A 19635-nucleotide genomic window follows, 5' to 3' on the forward strand; every position below is an offset into this window, starting at 1 on the left:
GGAGTCTAGGCCGGCTGGGCATCGGGGAAGGTCCACTTTCCGTCGAGGATGGCGGCCTGGGGACGGTATAGCCGCACCATGTAGTTCCAGCCTGGTGTGACGGGCAGACAGTTCGCCACGGTGGGTGTGCAGCCGCCGAACTGCACGGTGATCGAGCCGTCGGGGTTCTTGGCGGCGGTGATGTCGTTGAGCGAGTACGCATTGAGCGAGTTCGGGGTGAAGTAACCGTCTTTGTCGTAGACGCTGATCGACCAGAACGCCTGGACGGGAACGTCCTTGGCGGTGAGGCGGTAGACGGTGGCGCCATCGTTGCGGGCCGGTGTGACGTCGAGGTAGATCGCATCGCGGGGCGGGTTGCCACCCCAGGCAGAGGCCGTGCCGATCAGGTGGCGCACCGGATCGGTATCGGTGGGGGTGCCGAACATGCCCTTGGTGTCGGGCAGTGTCGCCGCCAACGTGAGAAGGGCGTCACGAACCGTCTTCTGACTCAGGGGATCCCAGCGTGGAATTTCGAAGGTGCCCTTGCCATCCTGCTTGACGCCGATGGCGTTCTGTAGGGCGCGGGCGGTGGCCAGGTCGGTGGGATCGTTCGGATTGGCCAGGGTGCGGATGACGGCGATGACGTATCGGGTGCCGACGTCGTGCTGGGTCAGGGTGTGCTCGCCCTTGCCGTAGAAGACGGCGGGAACGTACTGGTCTTCGGTGATGACTTGCATCGACATGAATCGCTGCCCGGGATCGGGCATCGTGATCGTGACCGGGGCGGCCGCCACGTCGAATACCGCCGCGGAATAGAGAGTGTCGCGGTTGGCCCGCACTACCAGCTGCTTGTCGATCGGGGTGACGTCGCGGTTGTGGAAGAACTGACCGAAACCGTTCTCCCGGACCACGTTGGCCATCTCCATGTCGCTTTCGGCGCGCACGAAATTGTCCGGCGACACCAAGAGCAGCCCATCGGGGGTGGTCCGCGGTGGCTCGGAGACCGCCGTAGACGACGTGGGACTGCCCGAGGGGGAGCCGCTGGACGACGAAGCGGGTGCCTGCTGATCCGAACCGCATCCGGCACACAGCAGCACGACCGCCACGCCGATCATGCCCAGCAGTTGCCGACCCATCCGCTCAACGTAGCCGGAAAGCGCCGCCCCACGACACCAACGCCCCAATTCGATCGAGCTGCTCGGCCGATCAATCGCGATGCGGCGAGACCGCTCACGGGACTCGCTAATCACCATCAGGACGTGGGCGGGTTCGTCGTCGACCAGCCGCCATCGCGGTGCCATGATCACTGATCAAGTGGCGCAGTCGATCTCGAAGGCCGACGTCATGCTCGACCAGTCGTACTGCACTAGAATCCATCGCACGCACGCCTGGCACCGAGGAACGGAGGACGATCGGTGAGCTCGTTCGAGGTACCCGCGATCGACATCAGCCCCTGGGTCACCGGCGGGGACGACCGCGCCAAGTACACGGTGGCCGAGGCCGTCGACGATGCCTGCCGCCGGGTGGGTTTCATGCAGATCCTGGGGCACGGAATGGAACGCTCGGTGATCGACGGTTTGACGACGGCCATGGACGGTTTCTTCGCGCTGGACATCGACACCAAGAAGGGTTACCGGGTGCCGGGCAACCGCGGTTACAGCCCACCCAAGAGCGAGTCGTTGAGTCTGTCACTGGGCGTGCAGTCGGCGACGAGGATGAACGACTTCTTCGAGGCGTACAACGTGGGGGCCGAGGCGCGGTCGTTCACTCACCTCGATCTCGACGAGGCGGACTACGGCATCAACGTGTGGCCCACCGAGGTGCGCGACTTCGAGTCGTCGGTCTGGGACTACTTCGCCGAGGCCGGGCGCGTCGCGCGGGTGCTGACCGACGTCTTCTGCGCGGCGCTGCATCTCGATCCGGACTACTTTCGGCGGCTGACCGATCATTCCGTCGACGTGCTGCGGATGAACAATTACGCACTGCCGCAAGGACTTCTGGATCTCGACGGTGACCTCACGGGGATGGGTGAACACACCGACTTCGGAATCGTGACGGTACTGTGGGCCGATCAGGTGGCGGGCTTGCAGGTCTTGGGCACCGACCGACGCTGGCATGACGTCGTGGCGATGGACGGTGCACTGTTGGTCAATCTGGGCGACCTGATGGCAAGGATCACCAACGACCGGTGGATGTCGACGCTGCACCGCGTCAAGCCGCCGATCGTGGACGGCCGCATCGAGCGGCGTCGCTCGGCGGCGTTCTTTCACGATGGCAACGTCGACGCCAAGATCACCACCGCACCCGCGTTCCTCGACGGCGACGACGGCATGGCCTATGAACCGATCACCGTCGGCGCCCACATCTCCGCGAAATTGGCCGGCTCCCGCCAAGGCAAGTCCAACGTCACCGCAGTCCGAGAAGCCGCCCGAGTGCTGGCGGCCCAAGGATCAGAAGCGTTGAGTCAACCGCGTTGACACTGCGCGCTGGCGCCTAGGGGCACTGCCCGTTGTTGACGCACCCCGCCGCGGCAGTGGCCTTGAACGTCGGCGAGGCCGACGCCACGCCGAGTGTGGTAGCCGCCGGGGACTGAGTCACCGTGGAGCCCAAGCTCATTGCGGTCGGATTGATCGACATCACCGGCACGCTCGGCTGCGTGGTGAGGTTCGTCGTCGGGGAATCGCCGGAACCGCCGGCCACGGCATGGGGAGCGTTGATGCCAGAAGAGAAACAGATGCCCAGTGCGGTGATCACGGCGGCGGCACCAAGATACCCAGCCGTCGACTTGACGCGTTGCAGCTTCACCCGAGGCCTCCTTCTGATGGATCCGCCCAGGCACTGTCGGGCGGATCCCGAACCGACCACTGCGGGTATGAATCAGTCAAGATTAATTCAAACGATCACGCAACTGTAAGACAGTTGCCCGAAGGAAACCTTCAGCTGTCGACCATGGTTCGTCGTTTTCGCACCCGGGCCTGATGATCACCTGAACGAAGCTGGGCTCCGCGAAGCGGGTGAGCGGCCCTAGTGGCGTGACTCCGTGGTGTCGGTGAAGTCGACGACCAGCCGTCCGGTGGTGCCGCCGGCCTTGTTGAGCTCCATGGCCTCGATGAGTCGATCTCGGGGGAACACCTGGGCGATCGTGATGGTGAGGTCACCGGCGACGACCCGATTGGCGATCTCCTCGAGTGCGGCCGCGTCGGGCACGGCCTGGTGGAAGTAGCCGCGGTAGCCCGCCGGAACGTTGTCCAGGATGGTGGGGTCGGCGACGCTGACGACCGCACCCCCGGGAGTGAGTACCGTCCACAGCCGTGCGGTGTCGTCGGGGCTGCCCGCCAGGGCGTAGTCCAGGACGAGATCGACGTCTGTGAAACGGTTTTCGACGCGTTCGCCTTGGTAGTCGAGGAACTCGTCGGCGCCGAGCTTCAGGACGTAGTCGCGGTTCTTGCCCGATGCCACACCGATGACGTATCCACCGGCCGCCTTGACCAGCTGTACGGCCAGCGAACCGACGATCCCGGACGCTCCGTTGATCAGCACGCGCATTCCTGGGCCTGGCTCACCGGCGAGGTGCACCGTCTGCCAGGCCGTCAAGCCAGGAATCGGCAACGCCGCGGCCTCGACGTCGCTCAGTCCCTCCGGCACCCGTGCCAGGGTGGCTTCGTCGACGGCGATGTACTCGGCGAAGGCGCCCAAGGTGTTCGAAATGGCCATCACCCGCTCACCCGCAGCCAACCGCGAGGCACCGTCCCCGTTGGCTTCGACCGTGCCCACGAAGTCCACTCCCAACGTGGTCGGCAGCTGCAAACCCATCATTCGCCCGAAGCCTTCACGGATCTTCCAGTCGAAGGGGTTCATCCCGACGGTGTGCACCGCGACCAGCGTCTGCGACGGACCCGGTTCGGGCACCTCGACGTCGTCGAGCTGGACGCACTCCGGGCCGCCGTAGGAGTGCAACCGATACGCCTTCTGAAGGGACATGGGATACCTCGATCTCGATGTATGAAACGCTACGGTAGCGTTCTACTAGAACGCTACTGAACCGTAGCGAAACGGTCAACCGCAGAGGTCAGCGAAGTCGTCACACCGGAACGGTGCGTGGCAGTCGGCCGGAGCCTGCTGGTTCCTAGGTCTGCTGTGCGCTGCGGATGGCGTGGTCGACGGTGGCGTGGACGAAGGCGTCGTCCACGCGTTCTTTGGCGAACCAGCGGCGATAGAACAGCGGTGCCATCACCGCGGTGACCACGTCGTCGACGACCGTGTCCGGCCGCAGTTCTCCGCGTTCGCGTCCCCGCGCGACCACCTCGCGGAAGGGCGCCATGTTGCCCTGATGCAGCTGGGCGAACATGTCTGCGATGTCCGGGTCACGCTCCGCGGCGTCGATGATCGAGGGCAACACCGACGGCCAGGCCGCCGTCCACAGCTGTTCGGCGACGGCCGTGGCCAAGGCCAGCAGGTCGGTGCGCACCGAACCGGTGTCGGGCGCGGGCTGCGGGCCGCCCATCCGCGAGCACGCATCGATCAGCAACGCCGAGCGCGACGGCCAATGACGGTAGATCGTGGTCTTGGCGACGCCGGAGTTGCGGGCCACCTCGTCGACGCTCACCCCGCCGAGACCGCTGAGCGTCAATTGGCGGTACGTCTCCGCCAGCACCGCAGCCTTGGACCGTTCCACCCGCCCATCGGAATTGCCCGCCACGGCCAAAACGCTACCGTAGCGTCAGCGCAATACGGCCACGTCAGCGACGAATTGGGGCTGTCCCGCCCCGGCGACCTCACTGTGCGGACGGGGTATCGAGGTCCGCGGCAATCTCGATGAAGAACTGAAACACGCTGTCACGCAACGTCATTGGCTGCCGTACACCCGGTCCGGTCGGATGAGCACCGCTGCGCGTCGCTGCTCGGCCATCACCCGGTCGTATTCATCCCAGTCATCGTGGTGACCGCCTGCTGCGGTGAAGATCTCCCGGAGCAGCGTCCGCAGCCCATCGGCGTCCAGCCAGGGTTGGGGATCGTCGGGCCCGGCGAGCTCGGCGCGCCCTTCGACCGCCGCCCACTGCCACCCGTTGCGGAACGTGGAGGTGACTTGCGGTCGAGCCCGCAGGTTCGCCAACTTGACCGGACCTACCGCGACGAAGGCCAAGATCGTCTCCCCGGTGGCGGGGTGGGCCAGGACGCCGGCGTTGACCAGCGAGGACTGAATGGTGCCGTTGGCCCGCAACGTCGACACCACGACCAGGCCCTGCTCGTCACGGGATAGCGCTGCTGCTTGGTCGAGCGTCGTCATGGCGTGTGCTCCTTGATCGGCGTGGTGAGTGGGTGGCTGCCGTCATTCGGTCGTGCGCTCGGCGGCAATCGGAATGAGCATCAGCGTGCAATTCGATCCGGATCGATTGTGCCACCGGTGGAACGTTCCGTTGTGGGCGAGGAAGTCTCCGGCCCTGATGGTGAACTCGTGCACGTCGCCGTCCTCGCCCGGATAGGCGACGTTGGTCTCGCCTTCGAGGACCACGACGAAGTCGACGGTGTCGGTGCGGTGCATGCCGGCCCCCTCCTCGCCCGGCGTCATCCCGCCACCGGTGCCGAAATCGAGGTTCCCCGCGATCGCCGACAGGTCCGGGGGCTCATCGCCGACGACCGGGGGAACGACCTGGATGTCCACGCGAATTCCCCCGCGTGGACCGAAGAGACCCAATTCCTCGTACTCGCCGAGCACGTGCTCGGGCCGCAGCGGCAACTCGGGGACCTCGTCGAAACCCCATAGGTCGAACGCGTGCGTGAGGTCCTGGACGGTCGAGGTGTCGAAGACCTCGTCGGTCTGCGTCACGACGCCGGTGGGCGCTTCGGCGGTGGTGATTCGCCGGATCTTCATGTCGAGGCTTCTCCTGTGTCGATGCGGGCTCGAAGCGGCAGTGAATTCTCTGTATCTCAAGGTACATAGTTGCGCCAAGTGTCGATCATGTCAACCGATGCGCCACCAAGGTGCCGACGAGTCCAAGGACTTCTAAAACCCTGCGATGCCATGTGATTGAGCACGTGCGCCATGAGACGCCCGCGCCCACGCGCTGAGAACCCCGGGCGACTGCGGCTCGATGTGTCATCCTGTTTTGTATCTAGGAGTTCATAAAGTGCCCACCACGGCGGTACGCTGGCCGCAGCGGCGATGACCACTAGGACATCGGGCACCCACCCGCTGGCCACCCTGCCCGCGGGCAGGCGAAGGAGGACGAACAGCGATGAACATTCCGACGACCTACGCTGCGACGGTGACCGTGCCGCTGCCCGATGACGACGTCATCAAGGAGGTCACCGAGGCCTACTTTGGGGGCACTTATCAGCCGGACGCGACGCTGAACGTCGTCAAGATGTTCGCCGGAACGGGGGCGCACTTCCCGGGCGTGATCGACACGGTCAACGCGATCTTCGGCCCCGAGGGCATCAACCCCAAGCACCGGCAGATGTGCATGATGCGCGTCGCCAAGGACTTCGACGCGCCCTATGAGTGGCAGGTCCACTCGACGATCGGTCGCAACGTGGGGCTCACCGAGGACGAGATCGCCGCCATCGCCTCCGACGGGCCCGTCACCGGCATCGACTCGGCCTACGTTCTGCTGGGCCGGGCGGTCGACGAGTTCGCCAGCGCGCATACCCTGACCGACGAGACGCTCGGCGAACTGCTGAGCACCTTTGGTGAGGACTGGACACGGAAGTACATCTTCTCGATCACCTACTTCATCTTCATGGGCTTGTGGCTCAACGGTTGTCGCGTCCCGCTGGAGACCACCGACAAGATCGGCGGACGGGATACCAATCCAGCCGGGACATCCGCGGCGCCCGTCTCCACGAGCCCCTGACGAAACCGGGCCGGCGACAGGCCCTCTGGCTTTTACACCGAACAGAATGAGCCGAAAACGGAAGGGGGATCAGGACGCCGGGCCCGCACGCGACGGGCTCGCCTCACCTGGTCGATGACGATGACGACGAACGAAACGGGCACCGGCACCCACCGGCTCACCCCCAAGGGACGCGCCACCCGCGAACGGATCGTGGCCACTGCGGCGCAACTGATGTACGACCACGGCGTCGCCGCCACCAGTCCCGGTGACGTCCAAAGGGCCGCTGGCGTAGGGCCTTCGCAGATGTATCACTACTTCCAGGACAAGGAAGCCATGATCAGGGCCGTCATCACCCACCGCATCGACGCTCTCCTGGGCACGCTCGAGGGTCTGGACACCATGGAGGGACTACGGGCCTGGCGAGACTTCGTCGTCGACACCCAACGCCGCCGTAACTGCGCCGGCGGCTGCCCGATCGGGTCGCTGGTCGGCGAACTTGCCGAACCCTTTCCGGACTGCCGAGCCGATCTGGCCGGGGGGTTCGACCAGTGGGAGGCGGCCATCCGCGCGGGCCTGCAGGCGATGTACGACCGGGGGGAGTTGCGCCGCAAGGCCGACCCCCAACGTCTCGCGACCGTGCTGTTGGCCGCGGTGGAAGGCGGGATGCTGCTCGCGCAGGTCCACCGCGACACCGCCCCTCTGGAGACCGCGCTCGACGACGCCCTCGACCGCATCGCGGATCTTCGACCCCGACGCGCGGCGGCCCGTCGGTAGACCCACGATCGGCTCGGCCCCAGTGCGAATGGCGCTGTGCCACAGCGGGTGTCTTCGATCAAGAGCTGAAGATCACCTTAAGATGCCGAATTTCGAGCCGTTTTTCAGCCGCATTTCAGGCTCAGCGGTGACCGTGTCAGTAGGCCGGGGATCGATGACAGAGGAGTGTGCGATGAGAGTACGACGAGTTGCCGCGGTGTCGGCGGCGGCGGTTGTCCTTGGCATGGGCCTCACCGGGGTGGGGACGGCGTCCGCCGATCCCGGTTGCGGGTACTACTGCCAGAACCACGGCGGATGGCACGGCGCCGGGTGGCACGACGGCTGGCACCATCCCGAATGGGCGGGATGGAACGACGGCTATCCCGGCCGGGGCTGGGTGCCGCCCCGCGATTGGTATCCGCCGCGCGACTGGGTGCCACCGGCCGGCTGGTATCCGCCGCCCGGCTACGCACCGCCACCGGATTGGGTGGGGCCGTGCGCGGGTCCACTCTTCGATCTCTTCCACCCGATTCGCTGCCTCTAGCCGGTCAACCGGCTTCGTGACGGTCGAGGGGAGCGGGCCGCGGACCGACATGGCGCCGCGGCGTTAATGCCGATCCGGCCCGTTACCCGTCGTCTACTTCGACGCTGACTTGTCCGCTGCCGCATGGGTATCCGACGTCGCGGTAGCGGAGGAGTCCTTCGTCGCCGAGGTATCGGTTGCGGTCGAGGGTTCGTCTGACGACGCGCCGTGCGATGTCCCCGAGGCACCGGTCGTGTCGTGGGGTTGCACTTTGTTGCCCGACGTGACGTCCACGGTCTTCGTCGACGCCTTCTTGGCGTTGGGCTTGGCCGCGGTGGTGTGCGTTGTGGTGCTGCCGTCCGTCGTGGCCGGGGTGTCCTGTGCAGTCACCTTGGGGGTATCGGACGTGTGCGACTCGGCAGCGGTCGCGTCCGACGCCGAAGTGCTCGTGCCCGAGGCCGTGTCGTCGGTCGCCGCCGACGTGACATGGGTGGATTCGACATGGGTGGTGGTCGACGGGCTTGATTCCGTTGTGCCGGTGGAGGACTGAGCGGAGGTCGTGGTCGAGGAGGCTCGAGTCGTCAGGGCGACGGCGGTGTTGGTCACCACGGTGTTGGTCACGGCGGGCGGGTCGGGAAAGGCTGCCTTGAATAGAGCGTTGACGACGTCGCGAGCGATGGCGAAGCCACCGTCGGGGCCGAAGGTATTGGCGACGGCGGTGTTGGCGATGTTGCTCAGACCGGCGGTGACCGCACCGGCGATCGCGGCGGGGTTCAGCGTTCCGAGCGACGAGATGACTCCTTGCACCGCGTCGACCACACTGGCCCGGGCCGAGGTGAACAGGTCGAAGATGCGATCCTCCTGAGCGCTGAAGATCTTGGGTGCTGCGATCACCGCGGCGGCCACCTGGCTGTATACATATCGTCCGATCGCGTTGGCCGCTTGCTGCGGGTACTTCGAGGCGACGAAGAGCTTGATGGGCTGGATGACGAGGTCTTCCAGGCTCTCGAAGGCGCCGTTGACGTTCCCCTGCGCAACGCGTTGGAGGGCCACGCCGATGGCGGCGGGCGCCTTGAGGAACGACACCAGGAACTGATCGATCAACGCCTGAATCGCCCCGGTCACCGCGTCGACGTCAGCGGGATTCACCGTGGGCAGTCCGGCGAGCGCGTTGGCTGCCAGCACCTGTCCCGCGCCGGCCCCACCGACCACGGCGCCGGAGGCGAGCAACGGCTTGATCGCCGCGGGGTTGGTCGCCACGGCTGCCAGCTGATGTAGCGAGGTCGTGGACAGCGCGCCCGGGGACGTGGCGAGCAGGCTGGCGATGGTCGGCCCCGTCGCCTTCAGCCCGTCGTGCAGCGCGGTCTCGGCGTGCTGCACCGTGCCGGCGGCCGCGTGGGCGGCGGACGTCAGTTGGGCCGCCAATCGGTTCGGTACCGGCGTCGGTGAGACACCGAGTACGCCAACGGAGACGACGGCCGCAGCGACCACCATCGTCGCCGATGTCGAGACCCGTCCGGACACGCAAAGAACCTGCATCAGACCAGCTTTCAGAGAGAAGAAGGACGAGTAGACACCCGTACCAGAGAGACCCAAGGGCGTGACCGCAGTTTGCTGGACGGCGACGCTGAGGCGACTATAGCCCACGAATTGGGAGCGGCGTCAAATAAATCTTTCGCGACATGACGGTGGTCGACGGGCCTGCGGTGTGGGCGCCGAACGGCTTTACAAAATAATTGCACTCCGTCTCTATACTAGGCCACCCTGCCGGGATGGCCAGCGCAAAGCACTGCACCAGTTGGCATTTCAGGACGCGGGCTTGGCAGGCCGACTCGCACACGGAATGCGCGTGCGGCCGGTTGGTCGCCGAGCACCGCCCGCGCCTCCTGGCCGAGCGTGCCGATCACCCCCGCACGTCCTCGCTGAGATGGGCTCGATCCGCCGTCGTTGGATGTGGTTTGCTCGGGCGCCCAGGCGGCCAGGTCGGCGAGCGCGCGCCCATGCGATCGACGTTCCATCCGTCGGATGCGTGCGGTCACGCCGGGATCGAGGAGATCGTCGCGCGGTGGCAAACGTCCGGTGCGGGTGGCTGGCATGGACCGCAGAGAGGGCGGTCGTCGGACGGCGCGCCACCGCGTATAGCACTATGGGGCCGTTGCGCAATGCCGTCCCATCGTGCGGTCGGCCCGAAGATGAGGGGATGACGTGCCACGTTCGGCCTCGCGGCGGCCGTCGGGTCGCACGGCGCGTGGCACGCTGAGCGCGGAGACGATCGTGGCGGCCGCGTTCGAGGTGGCCGCGCGCTGCTCCGTCGACGAGTTGAGCATTCCCCTGGTCGCCAGATCGCTGGGCGTCGGAGTGACCAGCGTGTACTGGCACGTGCCCAACAAGGAGGCATTGCTCGACGCCATGACCGACGTCGCCTTGGAGCGCAGCGAGCTACCCGCCTTCGTCGCGTCGAGTGACTGGCGGGAGTCGATGATGGACAAGGCGCGCACGACGCGTCGAGCATTGCTCGGCAATCCGGTGCTGACCGACCTCATCCTGATTCGCGGAACGCTCGGCCCGACGTCGCGAGAACTCCGTGAGCGGGAGATGGACATGGCCGTCGCCTCGATGATGGCCGGCGGACTGGATCGTCAACAGGCGTTGGACACCCTCGCGGCGGTGTCGCTGCTGGTTCGGGGCTCGGTACTGGCTCAGCGTGTGGAGAACAGGCGCGCCGCGTCAACCGATGATGACGGTGTAGATGTCGGTGCTGCCCAGGCTGACCATGATCGGGCGTTCGAGCTGCTGCTCACCTCGCTCCTCGCCGTGGGCGTGCAGACGGACGGCTCGGAGAACGACGGCTCGGAGAACGACGGCTCAGAGACGGGTTAGGTGAGACGGGCGACCGTCGAGCGATTGCCGAGCACGAGCATTTCTGTGATGCTGTAGACGCCTACAGTATGCCGAGGTCACGCGGGCGCCAGTCGAGGGGTCTGGCGCCCGCGCGGGGGCCGCCAGACGCGCAGGCGAGCACGGTCGAGATCACAGCATCTCCAGCGGGCGCGGCCGAGTGGGCGGCGGGAATGCCCGGTCGAGAACGGCGAGGTCGTCGCGAGTCAGTTCGATGTCCCGGGCGGAGGCATTCTCCCGAACGTGGGAAGGTGTGCCGGCGCGCGGAATGGCGATGACGCCGTCGCGGTCCAACACCCAGGCCAGTGCGATCTGCGCTGCAGTGGCGTTGTGCCGCAACGCAATCGATCGCAGTGCCGGGTGATCGAGCAGTCGGCCCTGCTCAATGGGCGAGTAGGCCATGGTCGGCACCCCCGCAAGGTCGAGCCAGGGCAGCAGCGCGTACTCCGGGCCGCGACGGGTCGGGTTGTAGAGGATCTGATCCGTCTGGACCCCGTCGCCACCGCGGATCCCCGACAGTTCGATCATGTCGTCGACGTCGAAATTGCTGACGCCCCAATGGCGGATCATCCCGTCGCGGGTCAATTCCGCGAAGCCTTCGATGGTCTCCGCCAGCGGTATGCGTCCCCGCCAGTGCAGGAGGTAGAGATCGATGTGGTCGACGCCGAGCCGGCGCAGGCTGGCCTGGCACGCGCGTACGGTGCCTTCCCGGGTGGCGTGGTGCGGTAACACCTTGTCCACCAGGAACACTCCGTCGCGCCGTCCCGCGATCGCCTCGCCGACCAAGGACTCCGCCGCGCCGTCGCCGTACATCTCGGCGGTGTCGATCACCGTCATCCCCAGGTCGATGCCGAGTCGGATCGAGGCGACCTCGTCGGACCACCGCCCCGTGCTCTCGCCGAAGTGCCACGTCCCCTGTCCGAGTGCCGCGATCTTCTCCCCGGCGCGCAACGCGACGGTTCGGGCTGGATTCACCATTCGACCGCCTCTCGCGTCCCACTCGACCACTAGATTCCCCGATCCACCGGACCGCCCCATTCTGCCGGTGCCATCGCTCACCGCACTTGGGCCCGATGGTGCACAACCGCGTCGCGCCGGTGGGCCTCGTGGGTCAGGTGCCGGCATCTCGTCACCATCGCGGCGAGATCCGTTTAGCTCACCCGGCCGGGGTAATCCGTAGGCATGCACTCAGTTCGCACCGGATCAGGCACACCGCTCCTGCTCGTCCACGGCATCTCGAACCTGCACAACTGGGACCTGGTCGTCCCCGCCCTGGCCCGCGAGCGCACGGTGATCGCCGTCGACCTCCCCGGCTTCGGCCAGAGCCCACCCCTGACCGGCGAGGTCTCCGTCGCCTCCCTCACCGACGCCGTGGAGCAGTTCATCGCGGAGCAGGATCTCGGGGACGTCGACGTGGTCGGCAGTTCGATGGGTGCCCGCATGGTGCTCGAAATGGCCCGCCGCGGTCACGGCGGTGACCTCGTCGCGCTCGATCCGGGAGGGTTCTGGTCCGACCGGCAGGTCAAGATCTTCGGCGCCACGGTGGGACCGTCGCTCGCCTTGGTCAAGCGCATTCAGCCGCTGCTGCCCGCCCTGACCAAGAGCGCCGTCGGGCGTACCGCGCTGCTGCTGCAGTTCTCCGCCAAGCCGTGGCGGCTCCCCGCGGATCTGGTGCTGGGGGAACTGCGCAACTTCGCCAGCTCGCCAAGCCTGGACGACGCGGTGCGCGCACTGGTGCACGGGCCCAAACAGCTTGGGGCACCGGCAGGGTCGTTGAAGGGCCGGGTGACGATCGGCTGGGGACGCAACGATCGCGTGACGCTGCCGAGCGAGGCCGACGCCGCGATGCGGGCCTTTCCCGACGCGGCCCTGCACTGGTTCGCCGACTGTGGGCACTTCCCCCACTGGGATCAACCGGAGGAGACGGTGCGGCTCATCCTCGGCGCCACGGGGTGACGGTCGAACTCGAGGCGCCGAGACGCGCGTTGCTCAGTCGTGGTGATTCGGGCACGACACGTCGACGAACAGCGTCGTCTCCGATGGTGGTTGGGGCGTGCTGTCGGGATCGTTGACGTTGACCACCGAGCAGTACGACAGCTCCTCGGAGGCACCGTTGAGATAGTTGATCTGCACCGTGTACCCCTGGGCCTGCAGGTCGTCGATGGCGGTGTCGGCCCCGTCGGCGGCGGCGATCGGCGCGAAGGACAGCGACAGGGCTACTCCGGCGAGCACCACCGTGGGTGCGGCATATCTGGACGTGATGGACATGGGACGTTCCTCGATCGCGGGAGCGCATACGGCTCCCCTGACTCCAGAGTCCGCGCCGTTCAGCCGCACCGCCACCCGTTCGGCACTTCCTCAGACGGTCGGGGGCCAACGCTCAGGCGCGGTGCGCGAAGCTGTTCCGCGCAATCAGTTTCCGAAGTACTCGTGGATCTGCCGAATGGCCATGGACCCCTCTCCGACCGCGGACGAGACCCGCTTCACCGAACCGCTGCGTACGTCACCCACGGCGAACACCCCGGTGCGGTTGGTCTCGAGCATCATGGGCTGTCGCGGCGCATGCGGCTGCGCACCCGAGGCGCCCGAGTAGAGGGCCGCCGGGCCGGTCGGGACGAAGCCGCGGTCGTCGAGTCGGATGGTGTCGGCGAGCCACGACGTGTGGGGATCGGCGCCGATGAACACGAACAGTGCGCGGGTCTGGATCGACTCCCGTTCACCGGTGCGATTGTCCTCGACCACGACCTCTCTGAGCTTGTCGTCCCCGTGCACCTCACGCACCTCGGTGCACGATCGGACGGTCACGCGGGGATGCCGCTCGATCTGATCGATCAGGTAGCGGGACATGGTCTTTCGCAGATCGTCACCGCGGATCACCACGTAGACCCTGGCCACCCGGCCGGCGAGGAACACTGCGGCTTGGCCCGCGGAGTTGCCTCCTCCGACGATCACCACCGGGCCGGTGCCGCAGAGCAAGGCCTCCTGCACGGTGGCGGCGTAGTAGACGCCGTTGCCCTCGAAGGATTCGAGTCCCGGGACCGGGAGCTTGCGGTATCTGGCGCCCATCGCCAGGACGACGGCCCTGGCCACGATCGTCGCCCCGTCGGCCATGGTCATTTGGTGGTGCCCGTCGCTGGAGTCCAGCCGCACGATCTCCGCGGACACCAGGATTCGCGCGCCGAACTTGACGGCTTGCAGGGCTGCACGTTCGGCCAGATCGCCGCCCGAGATGCCTCCGGGAAATCCGAGATAGTTCTCGATCCTCGACGACGTCCCCGCCTGACCGCCGGTCGCGATCCGTTCCATGGCCACGGTGGCCAGCCCGTCCGATGCGCCGTACACCGCTGCGCCCAGCCCCGCCGGACCGGCGCCCACGACGACGACGTCGGCTTCCTCGGGCGTCGCGTCCGGCACCGACAGTCCCACGCGCCTGGCGAGTTCGGCGTTGCTCGGGTTGCGCAGCACCGCACCGCCCCAGATCACCACCGGGGTGTCCTGGGTGGTGATCCCGAAACGCTGGAGCAAGCGTTCGGCACCTGCGTCGCGTTCGAGGTCGAACCAACGGTGCGGCAATCGGTTTCGCGCGGCGAACTCACGCAGCCGGACGGTGTCGGGCGAGAAGCACGAGCCGATGATCCGGAGCCCGACGCCCTCCTGGATGAGCAGCGAGCGCCGACACAGGTAGGCGCGCAGGATCAGATCGCTGAGCGCCGGATCGCCCGCGACGAGCGCCCGCACGCGTTCGGTCGGAACCACGAGTACCTCACCGGGCTCCACGACCTCGGCGGTGTAGAACGCGGCCTGGCCTTCGAGGTCACCCAGTTCGCCGAGGAACCGTCCTGGCCCGTGCACCCTCAGCACGCGTCGATGACCCGCATCGTCGAGGGTGGTGACCGCCACCTTGCCGGACAGGATGACGAAGAAGTAGTCGGCGCGCTCGCCTTCGCGGACGAGGACTTCGCCCGTGTCGATGGTGCGCCGGGCGCCGCCTGCTTCGAGCGTCGCGACCTCGTCGTCGGACAACCGCGGGTACGCGCCGTACACGTCTGGGGTTTCGACGAGCGCGTCAGATTCGCGCTGGTCGACCATCACCTCAGACATAGACTTCGTGGACGTAGCACCAGCGCCAATTCTCGCCGGGTTCGAAGGACTGGACGATCGGATGCCCAATCCCATGCGCGTGCGCCCGGGCGTGCCGCATGGGTGACGAGTCACAACAGCCGACGTGCCCACACGTCAGGCACAGCCGCAGGTGCAGCCACGGCGTGCCGAGCCGCAGACATTCCTCGCACCCGGTCGAGTGCGGACGTACCGGGCGGATCGCCGCCACGTCGGGATCGACGTACACAGACGTCATGTTCGTGCCTCCTTGTCTTCCTTGGTCGTAAGCGTCTCGTCCAGCCAGTTGCGAAGTGCCGCAATGGAAGCAGCACCGGACTGCCTCTTCAGGACGTGTCCGTGCTCCAGCAGGAGTAGCGTCGGGACGGCCTGCACGGAGAACCGCTGCGACGTCTGTGGCGCCTGGTCCACGTCCACCTTGACCAGCTTGAGGCGGCCGGCCCGCTCCCGGGCGAGCTGCTCCAACGCGGGGCTCACCATGCGGCACGGTCCACACCAGGTAGCCCACAGGTCGACCAGTACGGGGACCGACGCCTGCTCGGCGACGTCGGAGAAGTCGGCGTCGCCGGCCGTGGCGATCCAGGGCAACCACTGATGGCAGTGGGCGCACCGCGGCCTTCCCGTGGCCGCCGCGGGGACGCGGTTGCGCGTGGCGCAGTGCGGGCAGGTGATGATGTCGGATTCCATGTCATCCCTCCGTCAGGCCGCCACGGCCGATGCCGAATAGTCCACGGCCAGTTCGTCGTTCTGCGCGCTGACGCGGATCGTCCCGCCGCCGCCGATGTCACCGCGGAGCAGTGCCCGGCCGATCTTGGTCTCGACCTCGTGCGCGACGTAGCGGCGCAGCGGGCGGGCCCCGTACACCGGATCGTAGCCACGCTGGGCGATCAGCCGACGCGCCTCCGGAGTGACGACGAGCTCGATCTGACGCTGCGCCAATCGATCCCGTAGTTGCGTCAGCTGGAGTTCGACGATTCTCTCGAGCTGCAGCATGGACAGCGGGGTGAACAGCACGATGTCGTCGACGCGGTTGAGGAACTCGGGCCGGAAGTGCGCGCGCAGCTCGGCCATCACCCGGTCGTAGGCGTCGGGCTTGATCTCGCCGTCCGCGGTGACCCCATCGAGCAGGTGGTGCGATCCGATGTTGGACGTCATGATGACCACCGTGTTGCGGAAGTCGACCCGACGTCCCTGCGCGTCGGTGAGTCGGCCGTCGTCGAGCACCTGCAGCATCGTGTTGAACACGTCGGCGTGCGCCTTCTCGATCTCGTCGAGCAGCACCACGGAGTAGGGCTTGCGCCGCACCGCCTCGGTCAGCTGACCACCCTCCTCGTAACCGACGTAACCCGGTGGCGCCCCGACCAATCGGCTCACCGTGTGCCGCTCCTGGTACTCGCTCATGTCGAGGCGGACGGTGTTGTCCTCGCTGTCGAACAGTGCGGCGGCGAGCGTCTTCGCCAGCTCGGTCTTCCCGACCCCGGTCGGACCGAGGAAGATGAACGAGCCGATCGGGCGGCGCGGGTCGCGGATTCCGGAGCGGGCCCGGATGACGGCGTCGGCGACCAGTCGAACCGCCTCGTCCTGGCCGATGACGCGTTCGTGCAGTATGTCGTCGAGCCGCAGCAGCTTCTCCCGCTCGCCCTCCTGCAGTCGGGCAACCGGGATGCCGGTCCACGCGGCGACGATCTCGGCGATCTCGTCTTCGGTGACGACCTCGCGAAGCAACCGCTTCTCGCCCTGCTTGGTCGCCAGTTGTTCCTCTGCCGCATGCAGTTTGCGTTCCAGCTCGGTGATCTGCCCGTAGCGCAACTCGGCGGCGCGGTTCAGGTCGTACGCGCGTTCGGCTTCGTCGGCCTCGTGCCGGAGCTGCTCGAGTTGACCGCGCAGTTCCTGCACCCGCCGGATCGCCTGTCGTTCGGCGTCCCACTGGGCGTGCCGGGCGTCGGTCTCGGCGCGCAGATCGGCGAGTTCTCGGCGGAGGTCGGCCAGCCGGGCCTGACTGGCCGCGTCGGTCTCCTTGGCCAACGCCGCCTCTTCGATCTCGAGCCGAGTGACCCGGCGGGTCATCTCGTCCAACTCCGCTGGCATCGAGTCGATTTCGGTGCGCAGCCGCGCACATGCCTCGTCGACCAGGTCGATCGCCTTGTCGGGCAGGAAGCGATCGGTGATGTAGCGGTGCGACAGGGTCGCCGCCGCGACCAGTGCGGCATCCTGAATCTTCACCCCGTGGAACACCTCGAGGCGTTCGCGCAGCCCGCGCAGGATCGACAGGGCGTCCTCGACGTCGGGCTCCTCGACGAGCACGGTCTGGAACCGACGCTCGAGCGCGGCGTCCTTCTCGATGTGCGTGCGGTATTCGTCGAGGGTGGTGGCACCGATCATGTGCAGCTCACCGCGGGCAAGCATCGGCTTGAGCATGTTGCCGGCGTCCAGTGAGCCCTCCGTCGCCCCGGCGCCGACCACGGTGTGCAACTCGTCGACGAAGAGCAGGATGCGACCCTCGGCGGCCTTGACCTCCGACAGCACCGCCTGCAGCCGTTCCTCGAACTCGCCGCGGTACTTCGCGCCGGCGATCAGAGCGCCCATGTCGAGGGAGAAGATCGTCTTGTCCCGCAGACCTTCCGGCACGTCGGCGCGGACGATCCGCTGGGCCAGACCCTCGACGATCGCGGTCTTGCCGACGCCAGGATCACCGATGAGCACCGGGTTGTTCTTCGTCTTGCGACTGAGGATCTGAATGACCCTGCGGATCTCGGCGTCGCGTCCGATGACCGGATCCAGCGTGCCGGCGCGGGCCTCGGCGACCAGGTCGCGCCCGTACTTCTCCAGCGCCTCGTAGGCTCCCTCCGGCGACGCCGACGTGACCCGCTGATTCCCCCGGACCTTGGTCAGCGCGGTCAGGAAGGAATCGCGGGTCACGCCGTGCGAGAGCAGGATTCGGCCGGCCGCGCTCGCCGTCCCCTCCTCGGCGAGCGCGATGACGAGATGCTCCACGGACACGTAGTCGTCGCGCAGTCGCTGCGCCTCGCGCTCGGCGGCCTCCAGGAGCGTCGCGAGCCGCCGGGTGACGGAGACCTGACCCGGGGCGGCGCCGGGGCCGCTCACCCGCGGACGCCGGTTCAGCTCGCGGTCGAGGTCGGCGCGCAGGGCCGCGACGTCGGCCCCCGCGTGATCCAGCAGTCGCGGCACCAGACCCTCGGGCTGGTCGATCAGCGCCGTCAGCAGATGCTCGCCGTCGACCTCGACGTGGCCCATCCTGGTCGCGATGCCCTGGGCCTCGGCCAGCGCCTCCTGGGACTTCTGGGTCAGCTTGGTGACGTCCACGATGGCGTCCTCCTTCGTCGTGAGGCTGTTTCGAGCTCGTCGATGCGGTCCAACAGGTCGAGCACCAATCCGATGGCGGCGTAGTTCAATCCGAGCCCCGTCCTGAGCCGCTGAATCCGGGCGATCGTCACCACCGCGGCTGGTCCGAACCGCAGATCGCCGCGATGATCCCGTTGGCAGGAGACCAGGCCGAGCGCCACCAGTCTGCGCACCAGGTCGGGATGCAGGGCGCACCGCGCGGCGAACGCCTCGAGGGGCAGGCCGGGTCGGCGTGCCAGCGCGTGGCCCGGGGTGCTCATCGTCCCCTCCTCGGGTCGAACGTCGACACCGTCGCCAACTGTTCGAACAGATCACGTTCTGCCGCCGAGGGTTTCGGTGGGACCATGACCTTGATCTCGGCGTAGAGGTCCCCCGGCGTGCCGTGCGGATGGGGCATGCCCTCGCCCCGCAGCCGCAGCCGCCGCCCGGTCGACGATCCCTGGGGCACCTTGACCTTCGCCTCGCCGCCGGGTGTCCGGATCGCGACGGTGGCGCCCAGTTCGGCCTCCCAGGGCGTGACCGGCAGATCGACCGTGACGTCGCGGCCGTCGAGCCGGAAGCGCGGATCCGGCGTGATGTGCACCCTGAGGTAGAGATCTCCCGGCGGCCCGTCGCCGCTGCCCCGGCCGCCCTCCCCGGCCAGCCGGATGCGCTGCCCGTCGACGACGCCGGCGGGGATGGTGACGCCATAGCTGCGGCCGTCCAGCGAGATCTGGCGCCTACCACCGCGATAGGCCTCCTCGACGGTCAGCTCCAGCACCGCCTCCTGGTCGGCACCGGGAATGGGTCCGAATCCGCCACTGCCCCGGAAGATGTCGCCGAAGAGGTCCTCGATGTCGATGCCGCCACCGCCGAAACCCTGCCCGTAGCGCACCCGCGCACCGGACCGCCCCGCGCCGCCGACGCCACCGCGAGCGGTACGCTCGTCCCAGTCCTCTGGGACGTGGCGGAAGTCGTCACCGAAGCGGTCGTACCGCGTGCGGGTGTCCGGATCCGACAGCACGTGATACGCCTCGTTGATCTCCTTGAACCGGTCTTCGGCCGCGGGATCCTTGTTGACGTCGGGATGGTACTTGCGTGCCAGTGTGCGGAATGCCTGCTGAATCTGGTCAGCGGTCGCGTCCCGGGACACTCCGAGGACTTGGTAGAGGTCGCGCGCCACCG

Annotated in this window: 21 protein-coding genes; 6 read left to right on the forward strand and 15 right to left on the reverse strand. The window is 67.3% G+C overall.

All coding sequences use genetic code 11. The annotated features are described in order from the left end of the window. Positions 1 to 5 precede the first annotated feature (5 nt). Positions 6 to 941: a DUF1214 domain-containing protein gene (locus G6N60_RS00660; protein ID WP_163743236.1), complete on the reverse strand. Its 936-nt coding sequence runs from the start codon at positions 939 to 941 to the stop codon at positions 6 to 8. A gap of 453 nt (positions 942 to 1394) precedes the next feature. Between G6N60_RS00660 and G6N60_RS00665 the strand changes: the two genes are divergently transcribed. Continuing rightward, a complete protein-coding gene (locus tag G6N60_RS00665; RefSeq protein ID WP_163731044.1) occupies positions 1395 to 2456 on the forward strand; it encodes an isopenicillin N synthase family dioxygenase in 1062 nt (353 codons plus the stop codon). A gap of 16 nt (positions 2457 to 2472) precedes the next feature. Here the strand turns inward: G6N60_RS00665 and G6N60_RS00670 are convergent, their stop codons facing one another. From G6N60_RS00670 to G6N60_RS00690, 5 genes are all read right to left on the reverse strand, one after another. Beyond that, positions 2473 to 2784 (reverse strand): hypothetical protein, encoded by a 312-nt coding sequence (locus G6N60_RS00670; protein ID WP_163731047.1) that lies wholly within the window; start codon positions 2782 to 2784, stop codon positions 2473 to 2475. 219 nt (positions 2785 to 3003) lie between these two features. Further along, on the reverse strand, positions 3004 to 3960 hold the full coding sequence (locus G6N60_RS00675) for an NADP-dependent oxidoreductase (RefSeq protein WP_163731050.1): 957 nt from the start codon (positions 3958 to 3960) through the stop codon (positions 3004 to 3006). Positions 3961 to 4105: 145 nt separating this feature from the next. Continuing rightward, on the reverse strand, positions 4106 to 4678 hold the full coding sequence (locus G6N60_RS00680) for a TetR/AcrR family transcriptional regulator (protein ID WP_163731054.1): 573 nt from the start codon (positions 4676 to 4678) through the stop codon (positions 4106 to 4108). Positions 4679 to 4825: 147 nt separating this feature from the next. Then, on the reverse strand, positions 4826 to 5266 hold the full coding sequence (locus G6N60_RS00685; protein WP_163731057.1) for a TIGR03618 family F420-dependent PPOX class oxidoreductase: 441 nt from the start codon (positions 5264 to 5266) through the stop codon (positions 4826 to 4828). Between the two features lie 42 nt (positions 5267 to 5308). Continuing rightward, positions 5309 to 5851: a cupin domain-containing protein gene (locus tag G6N60_RS00690; protein ID WP_163731060.1), complete on the reverse strand. Its 543-nt coding sequence runs from the start codon at positions 5849 to 5851 to the stop codon at positions 5309 to 5311. A gap of 364 nt (positions 5852 to 6215) precedes the next feature. Here G6N60_RS00690 and G6N60_RS00695 point away from each other — a divergent pair, with 364 nt between their 5' ends. The 3 genes from G6N60_RS00695 (at position 6216) to G6N60_RS00705 (ending at position 8112) form a co-directional block, all read left to right on the forward strand. Further along, positions 6216 to 6833 (forward strand): carboxymuconolactone decarboxylase family protein, encoded by a 618-nt coding sequence (locus G6N60_RS00695; RefSeq protein ID WP_163731064.1) that lies wholly within the window; start codon positions 6216 to 6218, stop codon positions 6831 to 6833. Between the two features lie 120 nt (positions 6834 to 6953). Then, positions 6954 to 7589, forward strand: coding sequence for a TetR/AcrR family transcriptional regulator (locus G6N60_RS00700; protein WP_163731067.1), 636 nt, complete (start codon positions 6954 to 6956; stop codon positions 7587 to 7589). 172 nt (positions 7590 to 7761) lie between these two features. Next, positions 7762 to 8112 (forward strand): hypothetical protein, encoded by a 351-nt coding sequence (locus G6N60_RS00705; RefSeq protein ID WP_163731071.1) that lies wholly within the window; start codon positions 7762 to 7764, stop codon positions 8110 to 8112. A gap of 93 nt (positions 8113 to 8205) precedes the next feature. Here the strand turns inward: G6N60_RS00705 and G6N60_RS00710 are convergent, their stop codons facing one another. Next, a complete protein-coding gene (locus tag G6N60_RS00710; protein ID WP_163731074.1) occupies positions 8206 to 9615 on the reverse strand; it encodes a hypothetical protein in 1410 nt (469 codons plus the stop codon). Between the two features lie 681 nt (positions 9616 to 10296). Between G6N60_RS00710 and G6N60_RS00715 the strand changes: the two genes are divergently transcribed. Next, entirely contained in the window at positions 10297 to 10971 is a 675-nt protein-coding gene (locus G6N60_RS00715) for a TetR family transcriptional regulator (protein WP_163731077.1), read from the forward strand. 150 nt (positions 10972 to 11121) lie between these two features. Here the strand turns inward: G6N60_RS00715 and G6N60_RS00720 are convergent, their stop codons facing one another. Beyond that, entirely contained in the window at positions 11122 to 11967 is an 846-nt protein-coding gene (locus G6N60_RS00720; protein ID WP_163731079.1) for an aldo/keto reductase, read from the reverse strand. 204 nt (positions 11968 to 12171) lie between these two features. Between G6N60_RS00720 and G6N60_RS00725 the strand changes: the two genes are divergently transcribed. Then, on the forward strand, positions 12172 to 12945 hold the full coding sequence (locus G6N60_RS00725) for an alpha/beta fold hydrolase (RefSeq protein WP_163731082.1): 774 nt from the start codon (positions 12172 to 12174) through the stop codon (positions 12943 to 12945). Positions 12946 to 12978: 33 nt separating this feature from the next. Here the strand turns inward: G6N60_RS00725 and G6N60_RS00730 are convergent, their stop codons facing one another. The 7 genes from G6N60_RS00730 to G6N60_RS00760 all read right to left on the reverse strand — a co-directional run bounded on the left by G6N60_RS00730 (position 12979) and on the right by G6N60_RS00760 (position 19633). Then, a complete protein-coding gene (locus G6N60_RS00730) occupies positions 12979 to 13257 on the reverse strand; it encodes a hypothetical protein (RefSeq protein ID WP_163731085.1) in 279 nt (92 codons plus the stop codon). Positions 13258 to 13401: 144 nt separating this feature from the next. After that, the gene (locus G6N60_RS00735) at positions 13402 to 15090 is read right to left on the reverse strand and encodes an FAD-dependent oxidoreductase (RefSeq protein ID WP_163731088.1); all 1689 of its coding nucleotides are present in this window, start codon (positions 15088 to 15090) and stop codon (positions 13402 to 13404) included. Further along, positions 15083 to 15346 carry a UBP-type zinc finger domain-containing protein gene (locus tag G6N60_RS00740; protein ID WP_163731091.1) on the reverse strand — a complete coding sequence of 88 codons (264 nt, stop codon included), beginning with the start codon at positions 15344 to 15346 and terminating at the stop codon, positions 15083 to 15085. Before G6N60_RS00740 ends, G6N60_RS00735 begins: the two co-directional genes overlap by 8 nt. After that, entirely contained in the window at positions 15343 to 15795 is a 453-nt protein-coding gene (gene trxA, locus G6N60_RS00745; RefSeq protein WP_163731094.1) for a thioredoxin, read from the reverse strand. Before trxA ends, G6N60_RS00740 begins: the two co-directional genes overlap by 4 nt. Positions 15796 to 15807: 12 nt before the next feature. Beyond that, positions 15808 to 18432, reverse strand: a complete 2625-nt coding sequence (gene clpB, locus G6N60_RS00750; protein ID WP_163731099.1) for an ATP-dependent chaperone ClpB — start codon at positions 18430 to 18432, stop codon at positions 15808 to 15810. Then, entirely contained in the window at positions 18414 to 18731 is a 318-nt protein-coding gene (locus G6N60_RS00755) for a chaperone modulator CbpM (protein WP_163731102.1), read from the reverse strand. The genes clpB and G6N60_RS00755 overlap by 19 nt, the downstream gene beginning before the upstream one ends. After that, on the reverse strand, positions 18728 to 19633 hold the full coding sequence (locus tag G6N60_RS00760) for a DnaJ C-terminal domain-containing protein (RefSeq protein ID WP_163731105.1): 906 nt from the start codon (positions 19631 to 19633) through the stop codon (positions 18728 to 18730). Before G6N60_RS00760 ends, G6N60_RS00755 begins: the two co-directional genes overlap by 4 nt. Positions 19634 to 19635: the final 2 nt, after the last annotated feature.

The organism is Mycolicibacterium madagascariense, from assembly GCF_010729665.1.
Classification (GTDB): domain Bacteria; phylum Actinomycetota; class Actinomycetes; order Mycobacteriales; family Mycobacteriaceae; genus Mycobacterium; species Mycobacterium madagascariense.